This is a genomic window from Bradyrhizobium sp. 604_D8_N2_3 (assembly GCF_051810765.1).
Lineage (GTDB): Bacteria > Pseudomonadota > Alphaproteobacteria > Rhizobiales > Xanthobacteraceae > Bradyrhizobium > Bradyrhizobium barranii.
The window spans coordinates 5,766,579-5,783,778 of the sequence record NZ_JBPWPM010000001.1 but is presented as its reverse complement, the minus strand read 5'-3'; the positions used below and the strand labels follow the sequence as shown (position 1 = coordinate 5,783,778).

The following is a 17,200-nucleotide window of genomic DNA, read 5'->3' as shown; positions in this document are numbered from 1 at the left end:
CGCGATGATCGATGCCCGATGCAGTTGTGGCGCCGTTGCATTGTCGCTCGCGGGGCCATCCCGCGCGGTCGTTGCTTGTCACTGCATGGACTGCCAGCGCCGAACCGGTGCGCCCTTCGGCGTCGGTGCCTTCTACGCGGCTGAGGCCGTCACGAGCTCGGGGACCCCAAGCGAATACGTTCGCAAGGCCGCGAGCGGCGGCAAGGTCCGCAGCTATTTTTGCACCCATTGCGGTTCGACGGTCTATTGGAAGGCGGACAATCTGCCAGGGATGATCGGCGTCGCCGTCGGCGCGACGGCGGACCCGAATTTCCCGGCTCCGCTAAGATCGGTTTTCGAGCAGTCGAAACATGGCTGGGTCGAAATCAACGGTGCGGAGCACTTTCAGCAAAGCAGTGCGCCGAAGAATGCAAGCTGAGGTTTCCGCCTCAAGCGCTGTTGCCGGCTGAGGGGATTGAACCCCCGACCTTCAAGGGGATCTACGAAGCTTGACCACAGCGCTGGGCATGTGGTGCGCGTTCCCGTTCGCTGTGGGAACGCTAGGTTCTTAGTTCCGGTTCAGCAATGAAGGTCAGCTTAGACTTGCCACATAAGTCACCTTGCCGCGCGGTGAAAAACCGCGCGACGATGAGTAGCATTGCTTTTTTGATCGCCCAGTTCGTTCTTCTTGGAGAGCAGATCTTGTCGATCGTGGGTGCACTCTCGCGAGAAGCCAGCACGTGATTGAGCTTTGGAACAAGTGGTACGGGACCTTGGCCTCTGTCGAGGCGCTGGCAGCCGTCGTCGTTATTGCCGTGGTGACCGCTGGCATTCTTACGTTAATTGAGAGTCAGCGGCATAGGACAAAACATTGATGGGGAGACGTCGGAAAACGATCAGCTAGACCAGAGTAGTTCAGCAGGTGAGTGGCGCTAAAAAATGCTCCTATGCAGGAGGATCAAATGATCCTTTCTCGTGCAAGTTGGACAAACAGGAATGCTTCTTGGCGGCAAGCATTTTGCACATGCGCGGTGTTGAGCATACTGGTCGCAGCTCCTGCATTCTTGATGATACTCCTGCTGGATTCCCAGCTCGTCTTGCCAGCGCTCAGTATTCTATTTTTCTCAGACGCGATGATCACTGCGGTCTTGGCTTGGGCAAAGTCGGGAAATGCGACATTAGAAAATGTAACGCTATGGGATGTTGCCGGGGCATTGACCATGTTGGGTTGTGCCGCCGCGATTCTTGGCGAACCAGATCAAGTGGCAGTTCTTTTCGAGCAACCGGTCAGACTACATTCGGACGCGGCTCTAGGCGATAGCGCTAGCCCCTGATAACCGGCGGCGTTAGGACCCCCGTTTCTTGGTGGCAGGTATCGGTCAACCGATCCGATAGACGTATGCGATCTCGCTTGCAGCTGCCCATTCCCCCGCGGCGGGGACATGACCCGTGCCTGATTATTTCGATACAGATGTCCTTAGCGTATTCTTGCAGATCGTTCTGATCGACCTGGTGCTTGCTGGCGATAACGCCATCGTCATCGGTCTTGCTTCAGCCGGACTTCCTGAGGCGCAACGAGGCAAGGCGATTTTGATCGGTATTGTTGCCGCGACGATACTGCGCGTCTTACTCGCCGGGTTGGCGACGCAAATCCTCCAGATCGTCGGCCTCTTGCTCGCCGGCGGGATCCTGTTGTTGTGGGTATGCTGGAAAATGTGGCGAGAGTTGCGCACATCCTCCACAGAGCCAACAGGTGCGATGGACGCCGCTGGAGCAATTGCAGGCAGCAAAGCTCGCAAAACACTCGCTCAAGCGAGTTGGCAGATTGTCGTGGCCGACGTTTCCATGTCTCTCGACAACGTTCTGGCCGTGGCAGGGGCAGCACGCGAGCATCCGATGATCTTGATTTTCGGCCTGGGGCTTTCCATCGCGATGATGGGCGTGGCCGCTTCTTTCATTGCGCGCCTTCTGCAAACTTATCGATGGATTGCTTACGTCGGTCTCGCCGTCATCCTTTATGTGGCGGGTGACATGATCTTTCGCGGGACGTTGGATGTCATCAACGTTGCGTCGATATGAGATGCTGTTTCACCCTAGGTATCCTAGGTCGTCAGGCAGAATTCGAACGCGGTACGCATAGGCTGCAGATGGGGTGTGAAGCCCGCAGAAGAAAGGGCCGCCTTTGTGGGGCGGCCCTGTCCAAAGTCTGTCGACGCCGGTCAAAAAAATTAGGTTAGAGCAAAGCCAGCCCCGGGAATGAAAACAACTAAGGATACAACGCCGCGCCCGGTTGAGGGACATCGAAATAAAACAAGCTAAGCGCTGGTGCCGGCTGAGGGGATTGAACCCCCGACCTTCGGTTTACAAAACCGCTGCTCTACCGCTGAGCTAAGCCGGCAAAACCAAACAATTATAAGCAGTTAACGAGAAGAAACTTGTCCAGTCGGCACGTTGGGGTGCACGGTCGGGCAGCGTTTGCGTCGATATAGCCGCAGTCGGGGTGTAGGTCTAGTCTGACTGGCTTGCGCTCTTCTCCGCACCGCCGCCTGGCAGAAAATGTGTAGAGCCGGAAACCAGACTGCCCCCGTTGGAGGTACGGGCGAGGGATGTCAGACCAAAAGAACGGATGATCGTCGACGCAACCGTCAACCGATTCTTGGAAGACTAAAGCTGACAAAACGAATGGTGCTCCAAAGCTGTCGAAGCCTTGCGCGGTCTCGGAACCAAACACGTCCCTTTGGAGTGAGGACGAGACATGAAACGCTTTCTCGCCGTCGCCGCTGCACTCGCGGCCGCCGACGCTCACGCGGCGCCTCTTGACGATGCAATCAACTGCGCGAATTACGCGACTATTGATGCGGTCTGTCGTGAGCAAAAAGACCCAAGCGACCCTTTGCTCGGCAAACTCAAGACTGCAGCAGGCGTGTTGCACGGTCGCAGCATTCGCATAGGTGCGCAGGCTGGCGTTTCCAAAGAAGCGGTTGGAGCCTTGGCTACGGTCGCCAACGACAAGATGACAAACGAGATGTCGCGCAAGTGCGACAACATCAAAGTGTTGCGTGATCAATTCGAGGGCACTTGCCGCCCGGTGATGGATCAAGCGTATAAAGATACGCTCATGATGATAGACGAGATCATGAAGGGAAAGGGTCGCTAAGATGATAGCGAACGCGCCGCGCTAAAGCACTAGCGACCTTTTTTGTGCCTGCGCATTGCAGGGCAGAGCGAGAATGGTGACGGAGGGTGAGGGCAAACTTCATGGCTTCATACCCTCTTCGATCATGCGCAGCGTCTTGGGAGCGCCAGCGCACCACTTGGCCATCGCAGCCTTGTCGCCGTTCCACGACCCGATGATAGCGGCGCTGCCTATCATCACTATTTTCTTGCCGACGTTTTTCAGCAATAGCTCCTTGGCCTGCTCGACAGCCGGGGACAGCTTGATCTCGCAGACCGATTCGTACAACGCGATCCTGATTGCCAGACTGATCTTGGTGCTTTCCACGTCGGATGCTTCTTCGGTCGCAGGAACGGCCAACAAGGTCGCATTCTTCTGGTTCAATTGTTCCTGCGCTTCGTTTTCTTTAAGTTTTCCGTCGGCGTAGTCTTGCAGGATGACCCGTACCTCCGGGGCGATCCTTAACCACTTTTGTCGTGAGGCTGCATCGACACAGATCGACCAGAGACTGGACATGTCGCGCCGCTCACGATTGGCGATGTAGTCGTAACCCTCGGCGTAGTCCTTTTTCCAGCGTGAATTGTTTCGGTACATCCGGTCGAGCTTGGCTTTCTCCTTCGCATCGGCCACGGTCAGGATACCCTTACAATAGAGTTCGAGGGAGGCGTTCGCAAAACCGTAGTCACTGGCGGCCTTGCCGTGATCGACCGCGTGCGCGGCGCCGGTCAGGGCGAGCAGTGTTGCGGAGGCTAGGACGATGCCGGCGGTGCCGGGTAGTCGTTTCATGTGTCACCTCATATCCGCGAAGTGAACTTTTCGGCATTCCATGCTTCCAGAGGTGCGTTTCGCCGCCATGAAACAGGCGGCCCGTAGGGCCGCCTGATCCTCTTCACCCGACTTGTGCGGTGTTACTGGCAGATGTGCTGGAGGCCGTCCGCTCCCTTGTACCAGGTCCCGGGCCGGCAAACGATGCCGTTGCGGGCCGCATAGGTATCCCAATTGCCGTACCAGCCCATTTCGCTACGGCCGCCGGCATATCCACCGGAATTGTCATAGGCGTAGGAATTGTCCCAGCCGCGGAACGGCGCGGATGCAACGGCTGCCGCGGTGCCGACGGCGGCGCCAGCAACGGCGCCTGCGGTGTCGACCGGCCAGAAGCCCGATCGAGTTCCGTCATCCGGATTCACTTGGCCGCGGGCCATGTGCCGGCGCCGATAGGCGCGATCGGTGGTGGGATTGCCGGGGGTGAGATTCTGGCAATTGGGATCCTGGAAGAGCCCCGTGCAGCGGCCCGAATTGTCGACTGTCGTTTGCGCGAAGGCCGGTGTTGCCAGCGTGGACGCGACGATCGCGGCCAAGCCAAGAAGCTTCAGGCTCGTCATGGCATTTGCTCCATGTTGTTGAGACCTGTGCTAAGCGCGCCATCCGGCAGTCGTTCCGCGGCTTCTCGCATGTGGGGTCACATCGACGTGAGCCCGCCGAGGATGTACAGTTTGTGCCACGCAACCTCGTGCGATCCAGCATGTGCGGCGGGTTTGTGTCCCGTTAACGCTTCGCTAGCGCAGCTTGCGGCATTTGAGCCGCTATCGACCCTTGCACGTTAGGCTTACCGGAAATTGGTGAGCGGGCCTTAACCTTCTCCGCGTGGCGATCGGATAGGTTGAGCGTCGGATAAACCGGGATCCTTCCATGCGCGCTCTCGCGCTCGCCGCCTTTCTGATCGGATTGCCCGCGACGGCGTTTGCCGGCGGCGGCTTCGATATCGTCGTTCCCGGCCGCCCGGGCGTGCCCATCATCATCGACAACATCGACGCGTCCTACAGCGTGGTCGAGGGGGTCTGGGGCCTCGGCAAGAACGTCCAGGTGCAGCCGACCATCTATGGCGGGCGCTACATCGCCGAGCGGCAGCCCGAGGACGTCGGCCATTATTATCCGACCATGGGCTTGCGGCCGGGCTACGGCCGGCTCGAGGTCGAGCCGCCCGCCAACCGCAAATTGCCCAGGCCCGCCGAGAGCTATCACCAGAGCTGGGGTGTGCAATCGGCGCCGCTGCCGCCGCAGATGGACGTGCCCGTCAATCCGCCGCCGGTGATCTTTGCGCCTGAGATCAACGACCGTCCGCGGCGTCCTCGGCCGCGGCCGCATGCACAGGCGCCCGGAAGGCCGCCAACTTAAGAAACGTCAAAAATTCAAGAAAAAATCCAAGATACGAAAATCAACAGGAGAGAGTAATGCGTCAGATGATTTCGGGACTGGTTGCGGCGGCTGCCGTGATGTTCGTCGCCACCGCGCCCGCCGCGGCTTGCGGCTTCAGCACGTGCGCACCGGTTGCGCCGGTCTATAGCGGCTGCAACACGGGTTGCGGTAGCTGGGGCTATGGCCCGGGTTATGGCGGATGGGGCTTTGAGCACCTCGCCGAGCCAGCCACGCAGTATTACTACGTCAACCAGGGGCCGACCTACACCGGACCGGGCGCATTCGCGCCGTACCCGACCTATCGTGAGGACGCAGTCGTCGCGCCCGCCAACTACGGCTACGGCCGTGGTTATGGCTACGGCAACGGCTATGGCTATCGTGCCGCCGCCGCCTATCCCTATCAGCGCCCGTACTACCGTCCGTATCGCTACGGCTATGGCCCGCGCTACGGCTATCTGCCGCGCACGCACTACGGCTACGGTCCGCGCTACGGCTACGCCCACCGCGCGCCGTATTACGGCGGCCACCGCGTGCTGCGCCGCTATTACTGATCGTTTGATTGGTTGAGTTGACGAAGCGCCCGTCCGCGCGATGCGGATGGGCGTTTTGTTGTTTGGATTCTTAGTTTGACGCGTTTTCTTGACGCGAAGCGGTATCCAATTCGCTCGAAAACGCTCTACCGCTTCATCAGCCCGAGACGGCTCGCGCCGACATAGAGCGAGAGCACGGCGGCGTTGGAGACGTTGAGGCTCTTGATCTCGCCGGGCATGTCGAGCCGCGCCACGACGCTGCATGTCTCGCGGGTCAGTTGCCGCAGGCCCTTGCCTTCGGCACCAAGCACCAGCGCGAGCGGCTCGCGCAGCGTGACGTTCGAGAGGTCCTCGCTGCCTTCGCTGTCCAGCCCAACGGTCTGGAAGCCGCGCTCGTTCAGCGCGGTCAGCGCTCGGGCGAGGTTCTGCACGGTCACCATTGGCACCAGCTCGAGAGCACCGGAGGCGGCCTTGGCCAGCACGCCGGTTGCCTCGGGGCTGTGCCGTGCCGTGGTGACGATCGCCTTCACCGCGAAAGCCGCTGCGGAGCGCAGGATGGCGCCGACATTGTGCGGATCGGTGATCTGGTCGAGCACCAGCACCATGCCTTCCTGGTCCAGGGTCTCGATGTCGGGCGAGGGCAGGGCGTCGGCCTCGGCCAGCAGGCCCTGGTGCACGGCGTCGGGCGACAGCAGGCGGTCGATCTCCTGGGGCCGGACGATCTCGGGCGCGACGCGGGTCGCGATGTTCTCGTCCGCAAGCCGCTTTGCGGCGTTCTCGGTCAGCGTCAGCTTGCGGATCTGCCGCTGAGGGTTGGCCAGCGCCATGGTCACGGTGTGCCAGCCATAGAGGATGACCGGTCCGTCGGACTGCGAATCGCGGTCGCGCCAGGCCGGCCGGCCGGCTGATTTTCCGGGCCTGTTGAAGGGCTTAGCCCCGCCGCGGGGGCCCCTTGGGGTGAATTTTCGATCCTTCATGGGCTCGCTTGTGTCACGGGTCCCGGAATATGGCAATTTGGGTGGCTTCGGGGGCGATTTTAGCTGTTCGCCTCGGTTGACTTTGCCCCACCGCATCGCCCATAAACGCGCCCGGTCGCGCCCCCATCCGGGCTGTCGCGGCCTTCACGTTCCATGGCCGTCTTCGGTCGCCGGCAAGGTCCGGCCCGATTGTGCTGCCGTCGAGCGGGGGAGTGTCCCGAGTGGCAAAGGGAGCTGACTGTAAATCAGCCGCCTCATGGCTTCGCAGGTTCGAGTCCTGCCTCCCCCACCAGCCTTCGCTCGCTTCGCGAGCTACGGCTGGGCAAGCCAGACCAAATCACCGTCACGCGAAGCTAGCGAAGGCTGTCACGCCGTAGCCGGGAGGGCGCAGGCGGACTGGCCCAGAGCGTAAGTCACCCCATCATCTCCCTGACGATCGGCACCACTTTCCGCCCGTAAAGCTCGATGCTTTTCATCAGCTTCTCGTGCGGCAAAGGCCCCGCCGAATATTTCAGCTGGAAGCGCGAAATGCCAAGCGCCTTTGCGGTCTTGGCGATCTTGCGCGCGACGGTTTCCGGCGAGCCGACATAGAGCGAGCCGTGCTCGGCCTCATTGACGAACTCGTCGCGGCCCATCGGCGGCCAGCCGCGCTCCTTGCCGATCCGGTCGCGCATCGCCTTGTAGTCGGGCCACAGCTCTTCGCGCGCCTGTTCGTCCGTCTCGGCGACGTAGCCAGGCGAGTGCACGCCGATCGCCTGTGCCGGGCGACCGAACTCCTTGAAGGCGCGGTGATAGAGATCGACGTAAGGCGCAAAGCGCGTGGGATCGCCGCCGATGATCGCGAGCATCAGGGGCAGGTCGTAATGCGCGGCGCGCACCACCGATTGCGGGCTGCCGCCGACGCCGATCCAGGTCTTAAGCCGGCCATTCTCGACCGGCGGATAGACCAGTTGATCTTTCAGCGGCGGACGCAGCTTGCCCTCCCAGGTCACCGGCTGCCGCGACAAGAGTGCCGTGAACAGGTCGAGCTTCTCCTCGAACAGCGCCTCGTAAGCGCGCAGGTCGAAGCCGAACAGCGGAAAGGACTCGGTGAAGGAGCCGCGGCCGAGGATCACCTCGGCACGTCCGTTGGAGAGCGCATCCAGAGTCGCAAAGCGCTGGAACACGCGAATGGGGTCGTCCGAGCTCAGCACCGTCACGGCCGAGCCGAGATGGATGCGCCTGGTGCGCGACGCGATCGCGGCGAGCACGGTCTCGGGCGAGGAGATCGCGAAATCGGCACGGTGGTGCTCGCCGAGGCCGATGAAGTCGAGGCCGAGCTCGTCGGCCAGCACGGCTTCGTCGACGACATTGCGGATCACCTGCGCGTGCGCAAGCATGGCGCCGGTGGCGTCCCTGGTGACGTCGCCAAAGGTATCCAGTCCGAATTGAAGCGGTGGGGTCATCGATCAGGTCTCTGAGGGGGGCGCGAGCGGCGCCCGCATGTGGGAAATTGTTTACTGTGCAGCTAGGGCGTGGAGGCCGCTTCGACAATGCTGCTCCGGGAAAGGCATGGTTTCCAGTTTTTCACCGCGCCGGCGGGATCAATCGGACCTGGCGAACATCTCCACCAGGGTCTCGCGCAGCCAGCGCTGCGCCGGTACGGTGTCGTTGCGCTGGTGCCAGAACAGGCTGACGATGCGCGGCGGTGCCTTGAGTGGCAGCGGCATGGCGTGCAGGAACGGCGCGTGCCGGGATTGCGAGCGCAGATCGCTCGGCAGCACGGCGATCAGGTCGGACTGACGCACGACCTCGTAGGCGGCGCTGTAATGATTGACGGTCGCGACCAGATTGCGCGACAGCCCGCGCGAGGCGAGGAAAAGATCGTAGGACGGCAAGGTCTTGCCGGCGAGGCTCACATCCACGTGTCCCGCGTTGAGGAAGCTGCGCGTGCTCAGCCGCTTCATCGCCGCGAGCGGATGGCCGCGCCGCATGAAGCAGGCGTAGTCGACGGTCCACAGCGAGCGCGAGCGAATGGCGGCCGGCTGTTGCGCCTCATTGACATAGACGCTCAGCACGCAATCGACCCTGTTGTCCTCGAGCTGGTCGGCGATCTCCAAAATGGTGTTGGGCACGGTGTGGATGCGCGCCTTGGGCGCGACCTTGCCGAGATGACCGAGGAGGTTCGGCATCACTAGCGAGGCGACGTAGTCCGACATCGACAGGCTGAACTCGGTCTGCGCGCGGGCGGGATCGAACACCTGCTCGTCGAGCGCGCCACGGACGCTTTCCAGCGCCTCGCCGATCGGTTCCCACAGCACCACGGCGCGCTGGGTCGGACGAATCCCGGTGCCTGATCGGACGAACAGGGGATCGCCGAGCGCGTCGCGCAGGCGTGCGAGTGCGTTGCTGACCGCGGGCTGCGTCATCGTCAGCGCGCTCGCCGCGCGCGTGACGCTGCCTTCGGTCATCAGCGCCTCGAAGACTTTCAGGAGGTTGAGGTCGAGCGCGCGGAACGACACAAACATTCACCATGGTGATATATTAGATCATGATTATAAATTATGACGATAATGTCACTTTGTCTATGGTTCCCCAAGGGACACGCGGAGCGCCGGGCCGCCAAGACTGAGGGGACTTTCATGTCGATGATCTCGGCGCGCATCGAGCGCCTTCCATTCGCGCGTTTCCACACGCATCTGCTGTTGATGGGCGGGCTCGGCTACGCATTCGACGCGATGGACGCAGCCGTTCTGGCGTTCATCCTGCCTGTGCTGCGCACTGCCTGGAACCTGTCGAGCGTGCAGATCGGCGTGCTCGGCAGCAGCACCTATATCGGCTTCCTGTTCGGCGCGTTGTTCGCCGGTACGCTCGGTGACCTGATCGGGCGCCGCGCGGTGATGATGTCGGCGCTGGCGCTTTACTGCGCGGCATCGATCGTGAGCGCGATGGTCGATACCTGGCCGTCCTTCTTTGCTGCCCGCGTTGTCGCCGGCATGGGGACCGGCGCGGAGAGCGCGATCATCGCGCCCTATCTCGCGGAGTTCGTCGCGCGGCGTTATCGCGGCAGCTTTACCGGCGCACTCGCCGGCTTCTTCTCCTTCGGCTTCGTCGCCGCAGCCTTGCTCGGCTACTTCATCGTTCCCGCCTACGAGAACGGCTGGCGCATCGTGCTGGTGATCACAGCGGTGCCGGTCGTCATGCTGCTGTGGTGGCGCCGGGCGCTGCCGGAATCGCCGCGCTGGCTCGAAAGCCGGGGACGGGAGAAGGAAGCCGAAGCCGTCCTCGACGGGATCGAGGCAGGCTTTGCGCGCGCGGGCCATGTCCTGCCGCAGCCGGTCGTCGAAGCGACGGCGCCGGCCGGAGCTACCGGAACGCTGCTCGCCAATTTCGCGGCGCTGCTCGCCGGCCGCCAGGCGCGCATCACCATCATGACCTGGATCATGTGGCTGGCGATCACCTTCAGCTATTATTCCTTCTTCGTCTGGATCCCCGGCCTGCTGGTCCAGAACGGGATGAGCATTACCAAGAGCTTCGCCTATTCGATCGCGATCTATTGCGCGCAGATCCCCGGTTATTTCAGCGCCGCGTATTTCAACGAGCGCATCGGGCGGCAGGCGACGATCGCGACCTACATGGTGCTCGGCGGTGCCAGCGCGCTCGGGCTCGCCTTCGCGCAAAGCGACCAGCAGATCATGGCGGCGGGGATCTTCCTGTCCCTGTTCATGAACGGCACCTATGCGGGCGTCTATGCCTATACCGCCGAAGTATTCCCGACGCCGGTCAGGACCACGGGGGCCGGGCTCGCCTCCGCAATCGGTCGCATCGGCGCGATCGTCTCGCCGATCCTGGTCGGCTATCTCTATCCGAATTTCGGCTTCGCCGGCGTATTCGGGGTCACCACCACTGTGCTGCTGCTCGGGGCAGTCACCGTCGTGCTGATGGGCGTGCCGACGCGCGGCCGCTCGCTGGAAGAGATCGCGGCGGGTGAAGTTGCATGACGCGGACGAAAGTTACCGCTGATCCCTGGCTCTGCGCCGTCGCGGCGGCGCAGAGCAGGGCGGATCAGCCGGATGCACTGTTCGCGGCACTCGACGAAGCCGTGAAGTCGGCGATCGGGCACAAGCTGTTCACGATCCTGACCTACGACGGCGACAGCGGCGAAGCCGCGCGGGTCTATTCCAATCTTCCCGGTCCGTATCCGACCGGCGGACGCAAGCGCCTCGCGCCGGGCCCGTGGACCGAGGCCGTGCTCGACCGCGGCGAGGCCTATATCGGCCGAACGCGGGACGATCTGCGCAAGGTGTTCTCCGACCACGAGCTGATCGCCTCGCTCGGCTGCGCGAGCGTGCTCAACATGCCCGTGCGCTGGCGCGGCCGTACGCTCGGCTCGCTCAATCTGCTTCACGAGGCGGGCTGGTATGGCGAGGACGATATCGCCGCGTGCCTTCCCTTTGCCCAGCTCACCTTGCCGGCGCTGCTTGCGCCGGCCGACTTCTGACAGGATTCCGCGATGTCCAGCATCCTCTTCAAGAACGCCGCGCTACTCGATCCGCTCCAGGCGGAATTGCTGGCAGGCCATGATGTGCTGGTCGAAGACAGCCTGATCAAGGAGGTCTCGGACCGGCCGATCCAGGCCACCGCCGATCGCACCATCGATCTCAAGGGCAGGACGCTGATGCCCGGCCTGATCGACCTGCATGTGCACGCCATCGCCGTTGAGCTCAACCTGGCGCAGCAGGTGCACATGCCGAACGTGCTGGTGACGCTGCGCTCGACGCTGCTGCTGCGCGGCATGCTGCGGCGTGGCTTTACCACCGTCCGCGACGCCGGCGGCGCCGGCCATGCGCTGAAGCAGGCGATCGAGACCGGCCTGACCGACGGGCCGCGGCTGTTCGTCTCCGGCCGTGCGCTCAGCCAGACCGGCGGCCACGGTGATATGCGGGCGCGCTCGGATTACCTCGCGAGCGACGCCCCGTGTCCCTGCTGCGTGCGTGTCGGGGCGCTGGCGCGCGTTGCCGACGGCGTCGATGGCGTGCGCAGGGCGGCACGCGAGGAGCTCCAGATGGGCGCCGACCAGATCAAGATCATGGCGTCCGGCGGCGTCGCTTCACCGACCGATCCGGTCGGCGCCTTCGGCTACTCCGAGGACGAGATCCGCGCCATCGTCGAGGAGGCGCGCGGGCGCCAGACCTACGTGCTCGCCCACGCCTACACCGCTGCCGCCATCGAACGCGCCGTTCGCTGCGGCGTGCGCACCATCGAGCATGGCAATCTGGTCGATGCTCCGACCGCGCGCCTGATGGCCGAAAAGGGTGCCTATGTGGTGCCGACCCTCGTCACCTACGAGGCGCTGGCCAACGAGGGCGCCCAATACGGCCTGCCGCCGGAGAGCGTGGCCAAGATCGCCGATGTCCGCGACGCCGGTCTGCGTTCGCTCGCGATCTATCGCGACGCCGGGGTAAAGATGGGATTTGGCAGTGATCTGCTTGGAGCTTCTCAACGCCTCCAGAGCGACGAATTCCGCATTCGCGCCGAAATTCTGGGAGCGCGCTCCGTCATCGCCAGCGCGACTTTGATCGGCGCCGAAGTGCTCGGCATGGAGGGCAAGCTCGGTCGGATCGCGCCCGACGCTATTGCGGACCTGCTCGTGGTCGACGGCAACCCGCTGCGCGATGTGGCCTGCCTGCTCGGCCAGGGCGAGCACATCCCGATGGTGATGAAGGCAGGCAAGGTCCAGTTCGACCGGCTGAACGCCTAAAGCGTTTTCGAGCGAAGAGGATACCGGTTCGCGTTAGGAAAACACGTCTAAACAAGCCTGCGCTACCGCCACATCCCCCGCATCCGCGCCCCGATATCGATCTTCGGGCCCTGCGCCGCCGCGCGGGCCGCAGCCGAAGCCGCCTTCGGCCAGGCGGTGCGCTCGAACAGATAGACGAGGGATTCCGGGATGAAGCGGGTGCGCGAGGCGTAGACGTGGCGGTCGCCCTTGGCGGCCTGTCCGTGCACGAAGAAGCGCTGCGGCACGACGAGGTGGAGATCGTCCTTGGCGCGCGTCATCGCGACATAGAGCAGGCGGCGCTCCTCCTCGAGCTCGGCCGAGGTGCCGGCGCCGAGATCCGACGGCATGCAGCCGTCGACGACGTTGAGCACGAACACCGACTTCCATTCCTGGCCCTTGGCGGAGTGGATGGTGGAGAGGATCAGATAGTCCTCGTCGCGAAGCGGAGGACCTGATTTGTCGCTGGTCGCATCCGGCGGGTCGAGCGTGAGCTCGGTTAGGAATTTTTCGCGCGAGGCATAGCCGCTCGCGATCTGCTCGAGCTGCATGAGATCGGCGCGGCGCGTCTCGGAATCCTCGTGGATGCGATCGAGATGCGGCTCATACCAGAGCCGTACGCGCTCGAGATCGGCGGGCCATTCCGAGTAACGCAGATTTCCGACCGTGCGGACGAAGTCGGTCCACTCGGCGCCGGTGCGTGGCGGCACCGCAAGCTGGCCGAGCGCGGCAAGCGGGTCGATGCTCTCCGCCATCTGGTCGAGCACGCGCTGCGCGGTGGCGGGGCCGACGCCGGGCAACAGGTGCAGGATGCGGAAACCGGCGACGCGGTCGCGCGGATTTTCGGCAAAGCGCAGCAGCGCCAGCACGTCCTTGACGTGCGCAGCATCGAGAAATTTCAGTCCGCCGAACTTGACGAAGGGGATGTTGCGGCGGGTCAGCTCGATCTCCAGCGGACCGGAATGCGAGGACGTCCGGAACAGCACCGCCTGGTGCTTGAGCAGCGCGCCTTGCTCGCGGTTGGCCAGCACCTCCTCGACGATGTAGCGGGCCTGGTCGGCCTCGTCGTGGACGGTGACGAGCTGCGGCTTCTGCGACGAGGTGCGGTCGGTCCACAGGTTCTTGGTGAAGCGTTCGCGCGCAAGCCCGATGACGCCGTTAGCCGCCGCCAGCACGGGTTGGGTCGAGCGATAGTTACGGTCGAGCGTGATCATCTCGGCGCGGGGGGAGAAGCTTTGCGGAAAATCCAGGATGTTGCGGACAGTGGCGGCGCGGAACGAATAGATCGACTGCGCGTCGTCGCCGACCACGGTTAGCCCGCGTCCATCCGGCTTCAGCGCCAGCAGGATCGAGGATTGCAGGCGGTTGGTGTCCTGATATTCGTCGACCAGCACGTGATCGAAGCGGCCGCCGATCTCTTCGGCGATCAGCGTATCGCCCATCATCTGCGACCAGTAGAGCAGGAGGTCGTCGTAATCGAGCACGTGCTGGGCCTGCTTGGCCTCGACATAGGCCGCGAACAGGCCCTTCAGCTCGGCGGCCCAGCCCGCGCACCAGGGATAGTGCTGGCCGAGCACTTTTTCGATCTCCATCTCGGCATTGACGCAGCGCGAGTAGATCGACAGGCACGTGCCCTTGGCGGGAAAGCGGCTCTCGGTCTTCGACAGGCCGCGCTCGTGCCGGACCAGATTCATCAGGTCGGCGGAATCCTCGCGGTCGTGGATGGTGAAGGCTGGATCGACGCCGATCCGCTCGGCATATTCGCGCAGGAGGCGCGCGCCGATGCCGTGGAACGTGCCGGCCCAGGTGAGGGCGTCGCGCATGATCGCGGCGTTGTTCTCGCCCAGCACCTTTCGTGCGATGCGTTCGACCCGGGCGGCCATCTCGGCCGCGGCGCGGCGGGAGAACGTCATCAGGAGGATGCGTCGTGGATCGGCGCCCGCGACGATCAGGTGCGCGACGCGATGGGCGAGCGTATTGGTCTTGCCGGAGCCCGCGCCGGCGATGACGAGCAGGGGCGCGCCCACGGTCGCGCCGTCAGCGACGCCATGCTCCACGGCGCGGCGCTGCTCCGCATTGAGCGTGTCCAGATATGTCGCCACGAATCGCCCCGGTGAAAGGGTGAGAGTCGGCGATCCCGGCGCGAATCGCAATGCGGCTGGACGGAACCAATGTTAAGACCTAGGGACAAGACGGCCCGAAGTTCCAGCCCGAGAAGCGCGCAACCCGGCATGACCGAGCTCAAGCCCGACCAGTTCGAGATGCGGCGGCTGGAGTCGCTCAGCAACACCATCTTTGGTGTCGCCATGACGCTACTCGCCTACGACCTGCCCAAGGCCGCGGTGTTCACCAGTGCCCCGAGCTGGAGCGATCTCGCCCATGTCTACTCCGGCAAGCTCGCCGGTCTCGCGCTCAGCTTCATCATCGCCGGCGTGTTCTGGATCAGCCACCACCGCCGGCTCGCGCGCCAGCCCGTGGGCAGCCGCGGCATGGTGATCCTCAACCTGTTCTTCCTGCTGTCGATCGTGCTGCTGCCGGTGACCAACGGCCTCTACATCAATTACAGCATGAGCAGCGCGGTGGCCGTGCTCTACGGCCTGCATCTGACCGCGATCGCCGGCCTCAATGCCTGGCTGTGGTGGACGATTTTGGGCGGCTGGCGCCACGAGACCATGGCCTCGATGTTTCCGCTGCTGGTGTTCATTCCGGGCACGATCGTTGCGGCCTTCGCGCCGCACGTCGCGCCCTTCCTGTGGTTCATCGCCTTTGGCGGGCTGTTGATCCAGCGCTTCTATGCCGCGCCGACCGGGCCAGGCGCGTGAGGCGGCGGCTCACCCTTTTGTCGCGCCGAACCCGTCGGCCGGCACGTAAAGCTTGACCGGGCGGATTTCGTAGACCGCCGACGGGTTGACCTCGCGCAGCTTTCGCGCCGCCGCGATCGCTTCCTCATCGGTATCGTAGTCGACGAGATGGAAGCCGAGAAGCTGCTCCTTGGTCTCGGCAAACGGGCCGTCCAGCACCATGCCCGCGCCGGGGCCGCGCAAGGTGTGCGCCTTTCGGGTGTCATCCAGACGGGCGGCCGGCCCAAGGTGTCCGCTTGCCCTCAAGGGCGCCTGAACCTCGATCACTTTGGCCACGACCGCGGCGTCCTGCTCCGGCGCCCAGGACAAGATCTCGTCTTCCACATGGTAGGCCAGGATGGCGTAAAGCATCGTCACCTCGTTTGTTTTTGAGCTCGCAGTCCGAAGCATGTATGAGCGCGGTCGATACCGACAATCCCGGAGACTAACATATTGCGTCGCGCAAGTTGCGACGAAACCGTCCTGAAACCCGATTGCCGCCCTCGGAGGTGAACGCCGCCCAAAGCCGAGGCGACTGATTGCCACCAAGAACACTTCGGAGGCGGCCATGTCGACCATAAAGATCATCTGCGACGCGCGTCGGGCGGGAAAATCGGAAGCCGCGGATTTGCACGACCAGTCCGGCCATCACCGCTATTACGGGAGCTCGGCCGAGAACGGCGGCGAGCGGATCGTCGAAAGCCGCCGCGGAAAACGCCCGCGCGCGCTCAATGTGTGCGGCTTCTGAAGCCTTCGGCGACACCGTCTTTCGACATGGACGTCCTGCAAATATCGATCGCGGCGATGCCGTTCCTGCTTGCGCTGATGAGCCGGACGCGAAAGGCAATCGCGCCGTGCCTGCTGACGAGCATCATCACCGTGGTGCTCGGCGCCGAGCCTTATCGGGCGGTCATGGCCTGGTGCGTCGGCGTGCCGATTGCCGCCGTTGCCCTGCGTGAGCGGCTTCGCGCGAGCTGACCCGGCGCCGTCACGGCGTACTCAGGACCTGTTTGACCAGCGCCTCGCGCAGCGTTGCCAGCTCGCCGCTCGCTTCCATCTGCGCGATCACCTTGCCGACCTTCGGCACCAGATCGCGATGGCGTTCGTGCAAATAATGGTAGATGTGGATGCGCTCCAGCGGTGGCGAGAGCGGGACAATCCTGGCCTGCAGATTGAGTTTCCTCACCGCCACGAGCCCGCTGAAGAGGTCGGTGACCATCAGCTCGAAACGGTCGGCGTCGAGCATCCTGATCATGTTCTCGAGGCTGGTGGTCGCGGTGACGCGGGCCATGCCGCGTGTCCCGGCCTCTGAGGAGCCGACGCCGCGGACGATTCCGATGCTGTACTCCCTGATCGAATTCCAGCCGGCCACGTCGAAACGAAGTTTCGTCGCGAAGACCGTCGGCTCGATGTAGTTGATCGCCGGCGTCACCTGAATCAGCGTCGGGTAGTCGCTGGAGAGCGTTCCGATCCGCTGGATCTCGCCATCGACCTCGCCGGCGCTCGACAGCGCCAGCGCGCGCTTGCCGGGGACGTCCTCGAACGCCAGCTTGATATTCAGCTTGGCGTAGACGGCCCGCAGCATCTCGCCGCCGACATATTGATCCGGGATGTCGGCGATCCGCGCCAGCCGGATCAGCTCCTGCGCGTGCGACGGACCTGCGGCGAGCAATGACAGGCAGGCGACGATGATCCGCCACATGACGCGTCTCCTTTGCCCTGCATAGCTACCATTGGATTCGGAT

General features: G+C 63.5%; 20 protein-coding genes and 2 tRNA genes. 13 read left to right on the top strand and 9 right to left on the bottom strand.

The genetic code is table 11. The features are described from left to right. The first annotated feature begins 4 nt into the window (after positions 1–4). The 3 genes from AB7245_RS27710 to AB7245_RS27700 all read left to right on the top strand — a co-directional run bounded on the left by AB7245_RS27710 (position 5) and on the right by AB7245_RS27700 (position 2,058). The gene (locus AB7245_RS27710; RefSeq protein WP_439035758.1) at positions 5–418 is read left to right on the top strand and encodes a GFA family protein; all 414 of its coding nucleotides are present in this window, start codon (positions 5–7) and stop codon (positions 416–418) included. A gap of 523 nt (positions 419–941) precedes the next feature. Next, positions 942–1,313, top strand: coding sequence for a hypothetical protein (locus AB7245_RS27705; protein WP_439035105.1), 372 nt, complete (start codon positions 942–944; stop codon positions 1,311–1,313). A gap of 115 nt (positions 1,314–1,428) precedes the next feature. Continuing rightward, a complete protein-coding gene (locus tag AB7245_RS27700) occupies positions 1,429–2,058 on the top strand; it encodes a TerC family protein (RefSeq protein ID WP_085405359.1) in 630 nt (209 codons plus the stop codon). A gap of 244 nt (positions 2,059–2,302) precedes the next feature. Here the strand turns inward: AB7245_RS27700 and AB7245_RS27695 are convergent. Then, positions 2,303–2,377: transfer RNA gene (locus tag AB7245_RS27695), tRNA-Thr, on the bottom strand. A gap of 357 nt (positions 2,378–2,734) precedes the next feature. Between AB7245_RS27695 and AB7245_RS27690 the strand changes: the two genes are divergently transcribed. After that, positions 2,735–3,136 carry a hypothetical protein gene (locus AB7245_RS27690; RefSeq protein WP_085405376.1) on the top strand — a complete coding sequence of 134 codons (402 nt, stop codon included), beginning with the start codon at positions 2,735–2,737 and terminating at the stop codon, positions 3,134–3,136. Positions 3,137–3,235: 99 nt separating this feature from the next. On the opposite strand, the gene AB7245_RS27685 is transcribed toward AB7245_RS27690, so the two are convergent. Both AB7245_RS27685 and AB7245_RS27680 read right to left on the bottom strand, forming a co-directional pair. After that, complete coding sequence (locus AB7245_RS27685) at positions 3,236–3,940, bottom strand: hypothetical protein (protein WP_085405377.1); 705 nt, start codon at positions 3,938–3,940, stop codon at positions 3,236–3,238. Between the two features lie 122 nt (positions 3,941–4,062). After that, complete coding sequence (locus AB7245_RS27680; protein WP_085405378.1) at positions 4,063–4,536, bottom strand: hypothetical protein; 474 nt, start codon at positions 4,534–4,536, stop codon at positions 4,063–4,065. Positions 4,537–4,843: 307 nt separating this feature from the next. Here AB7245_RS27680 and AB7245_RS27675 point away from each other — a divergent pair, with 307 nt between their 5' ends. Together AB7245_RS27675 and AB7245_RS27670 are read left to right on the top strand one after the other, a co-directional pair. Beyond that, complete coding sequence (locus AB7245_RS27675; RefSeq protein ID WP_071912719.1) at positions 4,844–5,329, top strand: hypothetical protein; 486 nt, start codon at positions 4,844–4,846, stop codon at positions 5,327–5,329. A gap of 56 nt (positions 5,330–5,385) precedes the next feature. Then, positions 5,386–5,901, top strand: coding sequence for a hypothetical protein (locus AB7245_RS27670; protein ID WP_063982537.1), 516 nt, complete (start codon positions 5,386–5,388; stop codon positions 5,899–5,901). A gap of 125 nt (positions 5,902–6,026) precedes the next feature. Here AB7245_RS27670 and rlmB read toward each other — a convergent pair whose 3' ends face one another. Continuing rightward, complete coding sequence (rlmB, locus tag AB7245_RS27665; protein WP_085405379.1) at positions 6,027–6,857, bottom strand: 23S rRNA (guanosine(2251)-2'-O)-methyltransferase RlmB; 831 nt, start codon at positions 6,855–6,857, stop codon at positions 6,027–6,029. Positions 6,858–7,063: 206 nt separating this feature from the next. Here rlmB and AB7245_RS27660 point away from each other — a divergent pair. Next, a tRNA-Tyr gene (locus AB7245_RS27660) sits at positions 7,064–7,149 on the top strand. A gap of 121 nt (positions 7,150–7,270) precedes the next feature. Here the strand turns inward: AB7245_RS27660 and AB7245_RS27655 are convergent. Together AB7245_RS27655 and AB7245_RS27650 are read right to left on the bottom strand one after the other, a co-directional pair. After that, a complete protein-coding gene (locus AB7245_RS27655) occupies positions 7,271–8,302 on the bottom strand; it encodes an LLM class flavin-dependent oxidoreductase (protein WP_439035104.1) in 1,032 nt (343 codons plus the stop codon). A 138-nt stretch (positions 8,303–8,440) separates the two neighbouring features. Next, positions 8,441–9,364, bottom strand: a complete 924-nt coding sequence (locus AB7245_RS27650; protein WP_041958437.1) for a LysR family transcriptional regulator — start codon at positions 9,362–9,364, stop codon at positions 8,441–8,443. Between the two features lie 114 nt (positions 9,365–9,478). Between AB7245_RS27650 and AB7245_RS27645 the strand changes: the two genes are divergently transcribed. From AB7245_RS27645 to AB7245_RS27635, 3 genes are read left to right on the top strand one after another with little or no spacing between them, the layout of a single operon-like run. Next, positions 9,479–10,837, top strand: a complete 1,359-nt coding sequence (locus AB7245_RS27645; protein WP_085405381.1) for an MFS transporter — start codon at positions 9,479–9,481, stop codon at positions 10,835–10,837. Further along, positions 10,834–11,337 carry a GAF domain-containing protein gene (locus AB7245_RS27640; RefSeq protein WP_071912729.1) on the top strand — a complete coding sequence of 168 codons (504 nt, stop codon included), beginning with the start codon at positions 10,834–10,836 and terminating at the stop codon, positions 11,335–11,337. Before AB7245_RS27645 ends, AB7245_RS27640 begins: the two co-directional genes overlap by 4 nt. A gap of 12 nt (positions 11,338–11,349) precedes the next feature. Then, entirely contained in the window at positions 11,350–12,597 is a 1,248-nt protein-coding gene (locus AB7245_RS27635) for a metal-dependent hydrolase family protein (protein ID WP_071912731.1), read from the top strand. Between the two features lie 62 nt (positions 12,598–12,659). Here the strand turns inward: AB7245_RS27635 and AB7245_RS27630 are convergent, their stop codons facing one another. Beyond that, positions 12,660–14,717: an ATP-dependent helicase gene (locus AB7245_RS27630; RefSeq protein WP_439035103.1), complete on the bottom strand. Its 2,058-nt coding sequence runs from the start codon at positions 14,715–14,717 to the stop codon at positions 12,660–12,662. 129 nt (positions 14,718–14,846) lie between these two features. Between AB7245_RS27630 and AB7245_RS27625 the strand changes: the two genes are divergently transcribed. Further along, positions 14,847–15,437, top strand: a complete 591-nt coding sequence (locus AB7245_RS27625; protein WP_085405383.1) for a TMEM175 family protein — start codon at positions 14,847–14,849, stop codon at positions 15,435–15,437. Between the two features lie 9 nt (positions 15,438–15,446). On the opposite strand, the gene AB7245_RS27620 is transcribed toward AB7245_RS27625, so the two are convergent. After that, positions 15,447–15,827, bottom strand: coding sequence for a YciI family protein (locus tag AB7245_RS27620; RefSeq protein WP_071917383.1), 381 nt, complete (start codon positions 15,825–15,827; stop codon positions 15,447–15,449). Between the two features lie 196 nt (positions 15,828–16,023). Between AB7245_RS27620 and AB7245_RS27615 the strand changes: the two genes are divergently transcribed. Together AB7245_RS27615 and AB7245_RS27610 are read left to right on the top strand one after the other, a co-directional pair. Continuing rightward, positions 16,024–16,203: a hypothetical protein gene (locus AB7245_RS27615; protein WP_028149875.1), complete on the top strand. Its 180-nt coding sequence runs from the start codon at positions 16,024–16,026 to the stop codon at positions 16,201–16,203. Positions 16,204–16,229: 26 nt separating this feature from the next. Further along, positions 16,230–16,433 carry a hypothetical protein gene (locus AB7245_RS27610; protein WP_085405384.1) on the top strand — a complete coding sequence of 68 codons (204 nt, stop codon included), beginning with the start codon at positions 16,230–16,232 and terminating at the stop codon, positions 16,431–16,433. A gap of 10 nt (positions 16,434–16,443) precedes the next feature. Here AB7245_RS27610 and AB7245_RS27605 read toward each other — a convergent pair whose 3' ends face one another. After that, complete coding sequence (locus AB7245_RS27605; RefSeq protein ID WP_085405385.1) at positions 16,444–17,157, bottom strand: substrate-binding periplasmic protein; 714 nt, start codon at positions 17,155–17,157, stop codon at positions 16,444–16,446. Between the last annotated feature and the right edge of the window lie 43 nt (positions 17,158–17,200).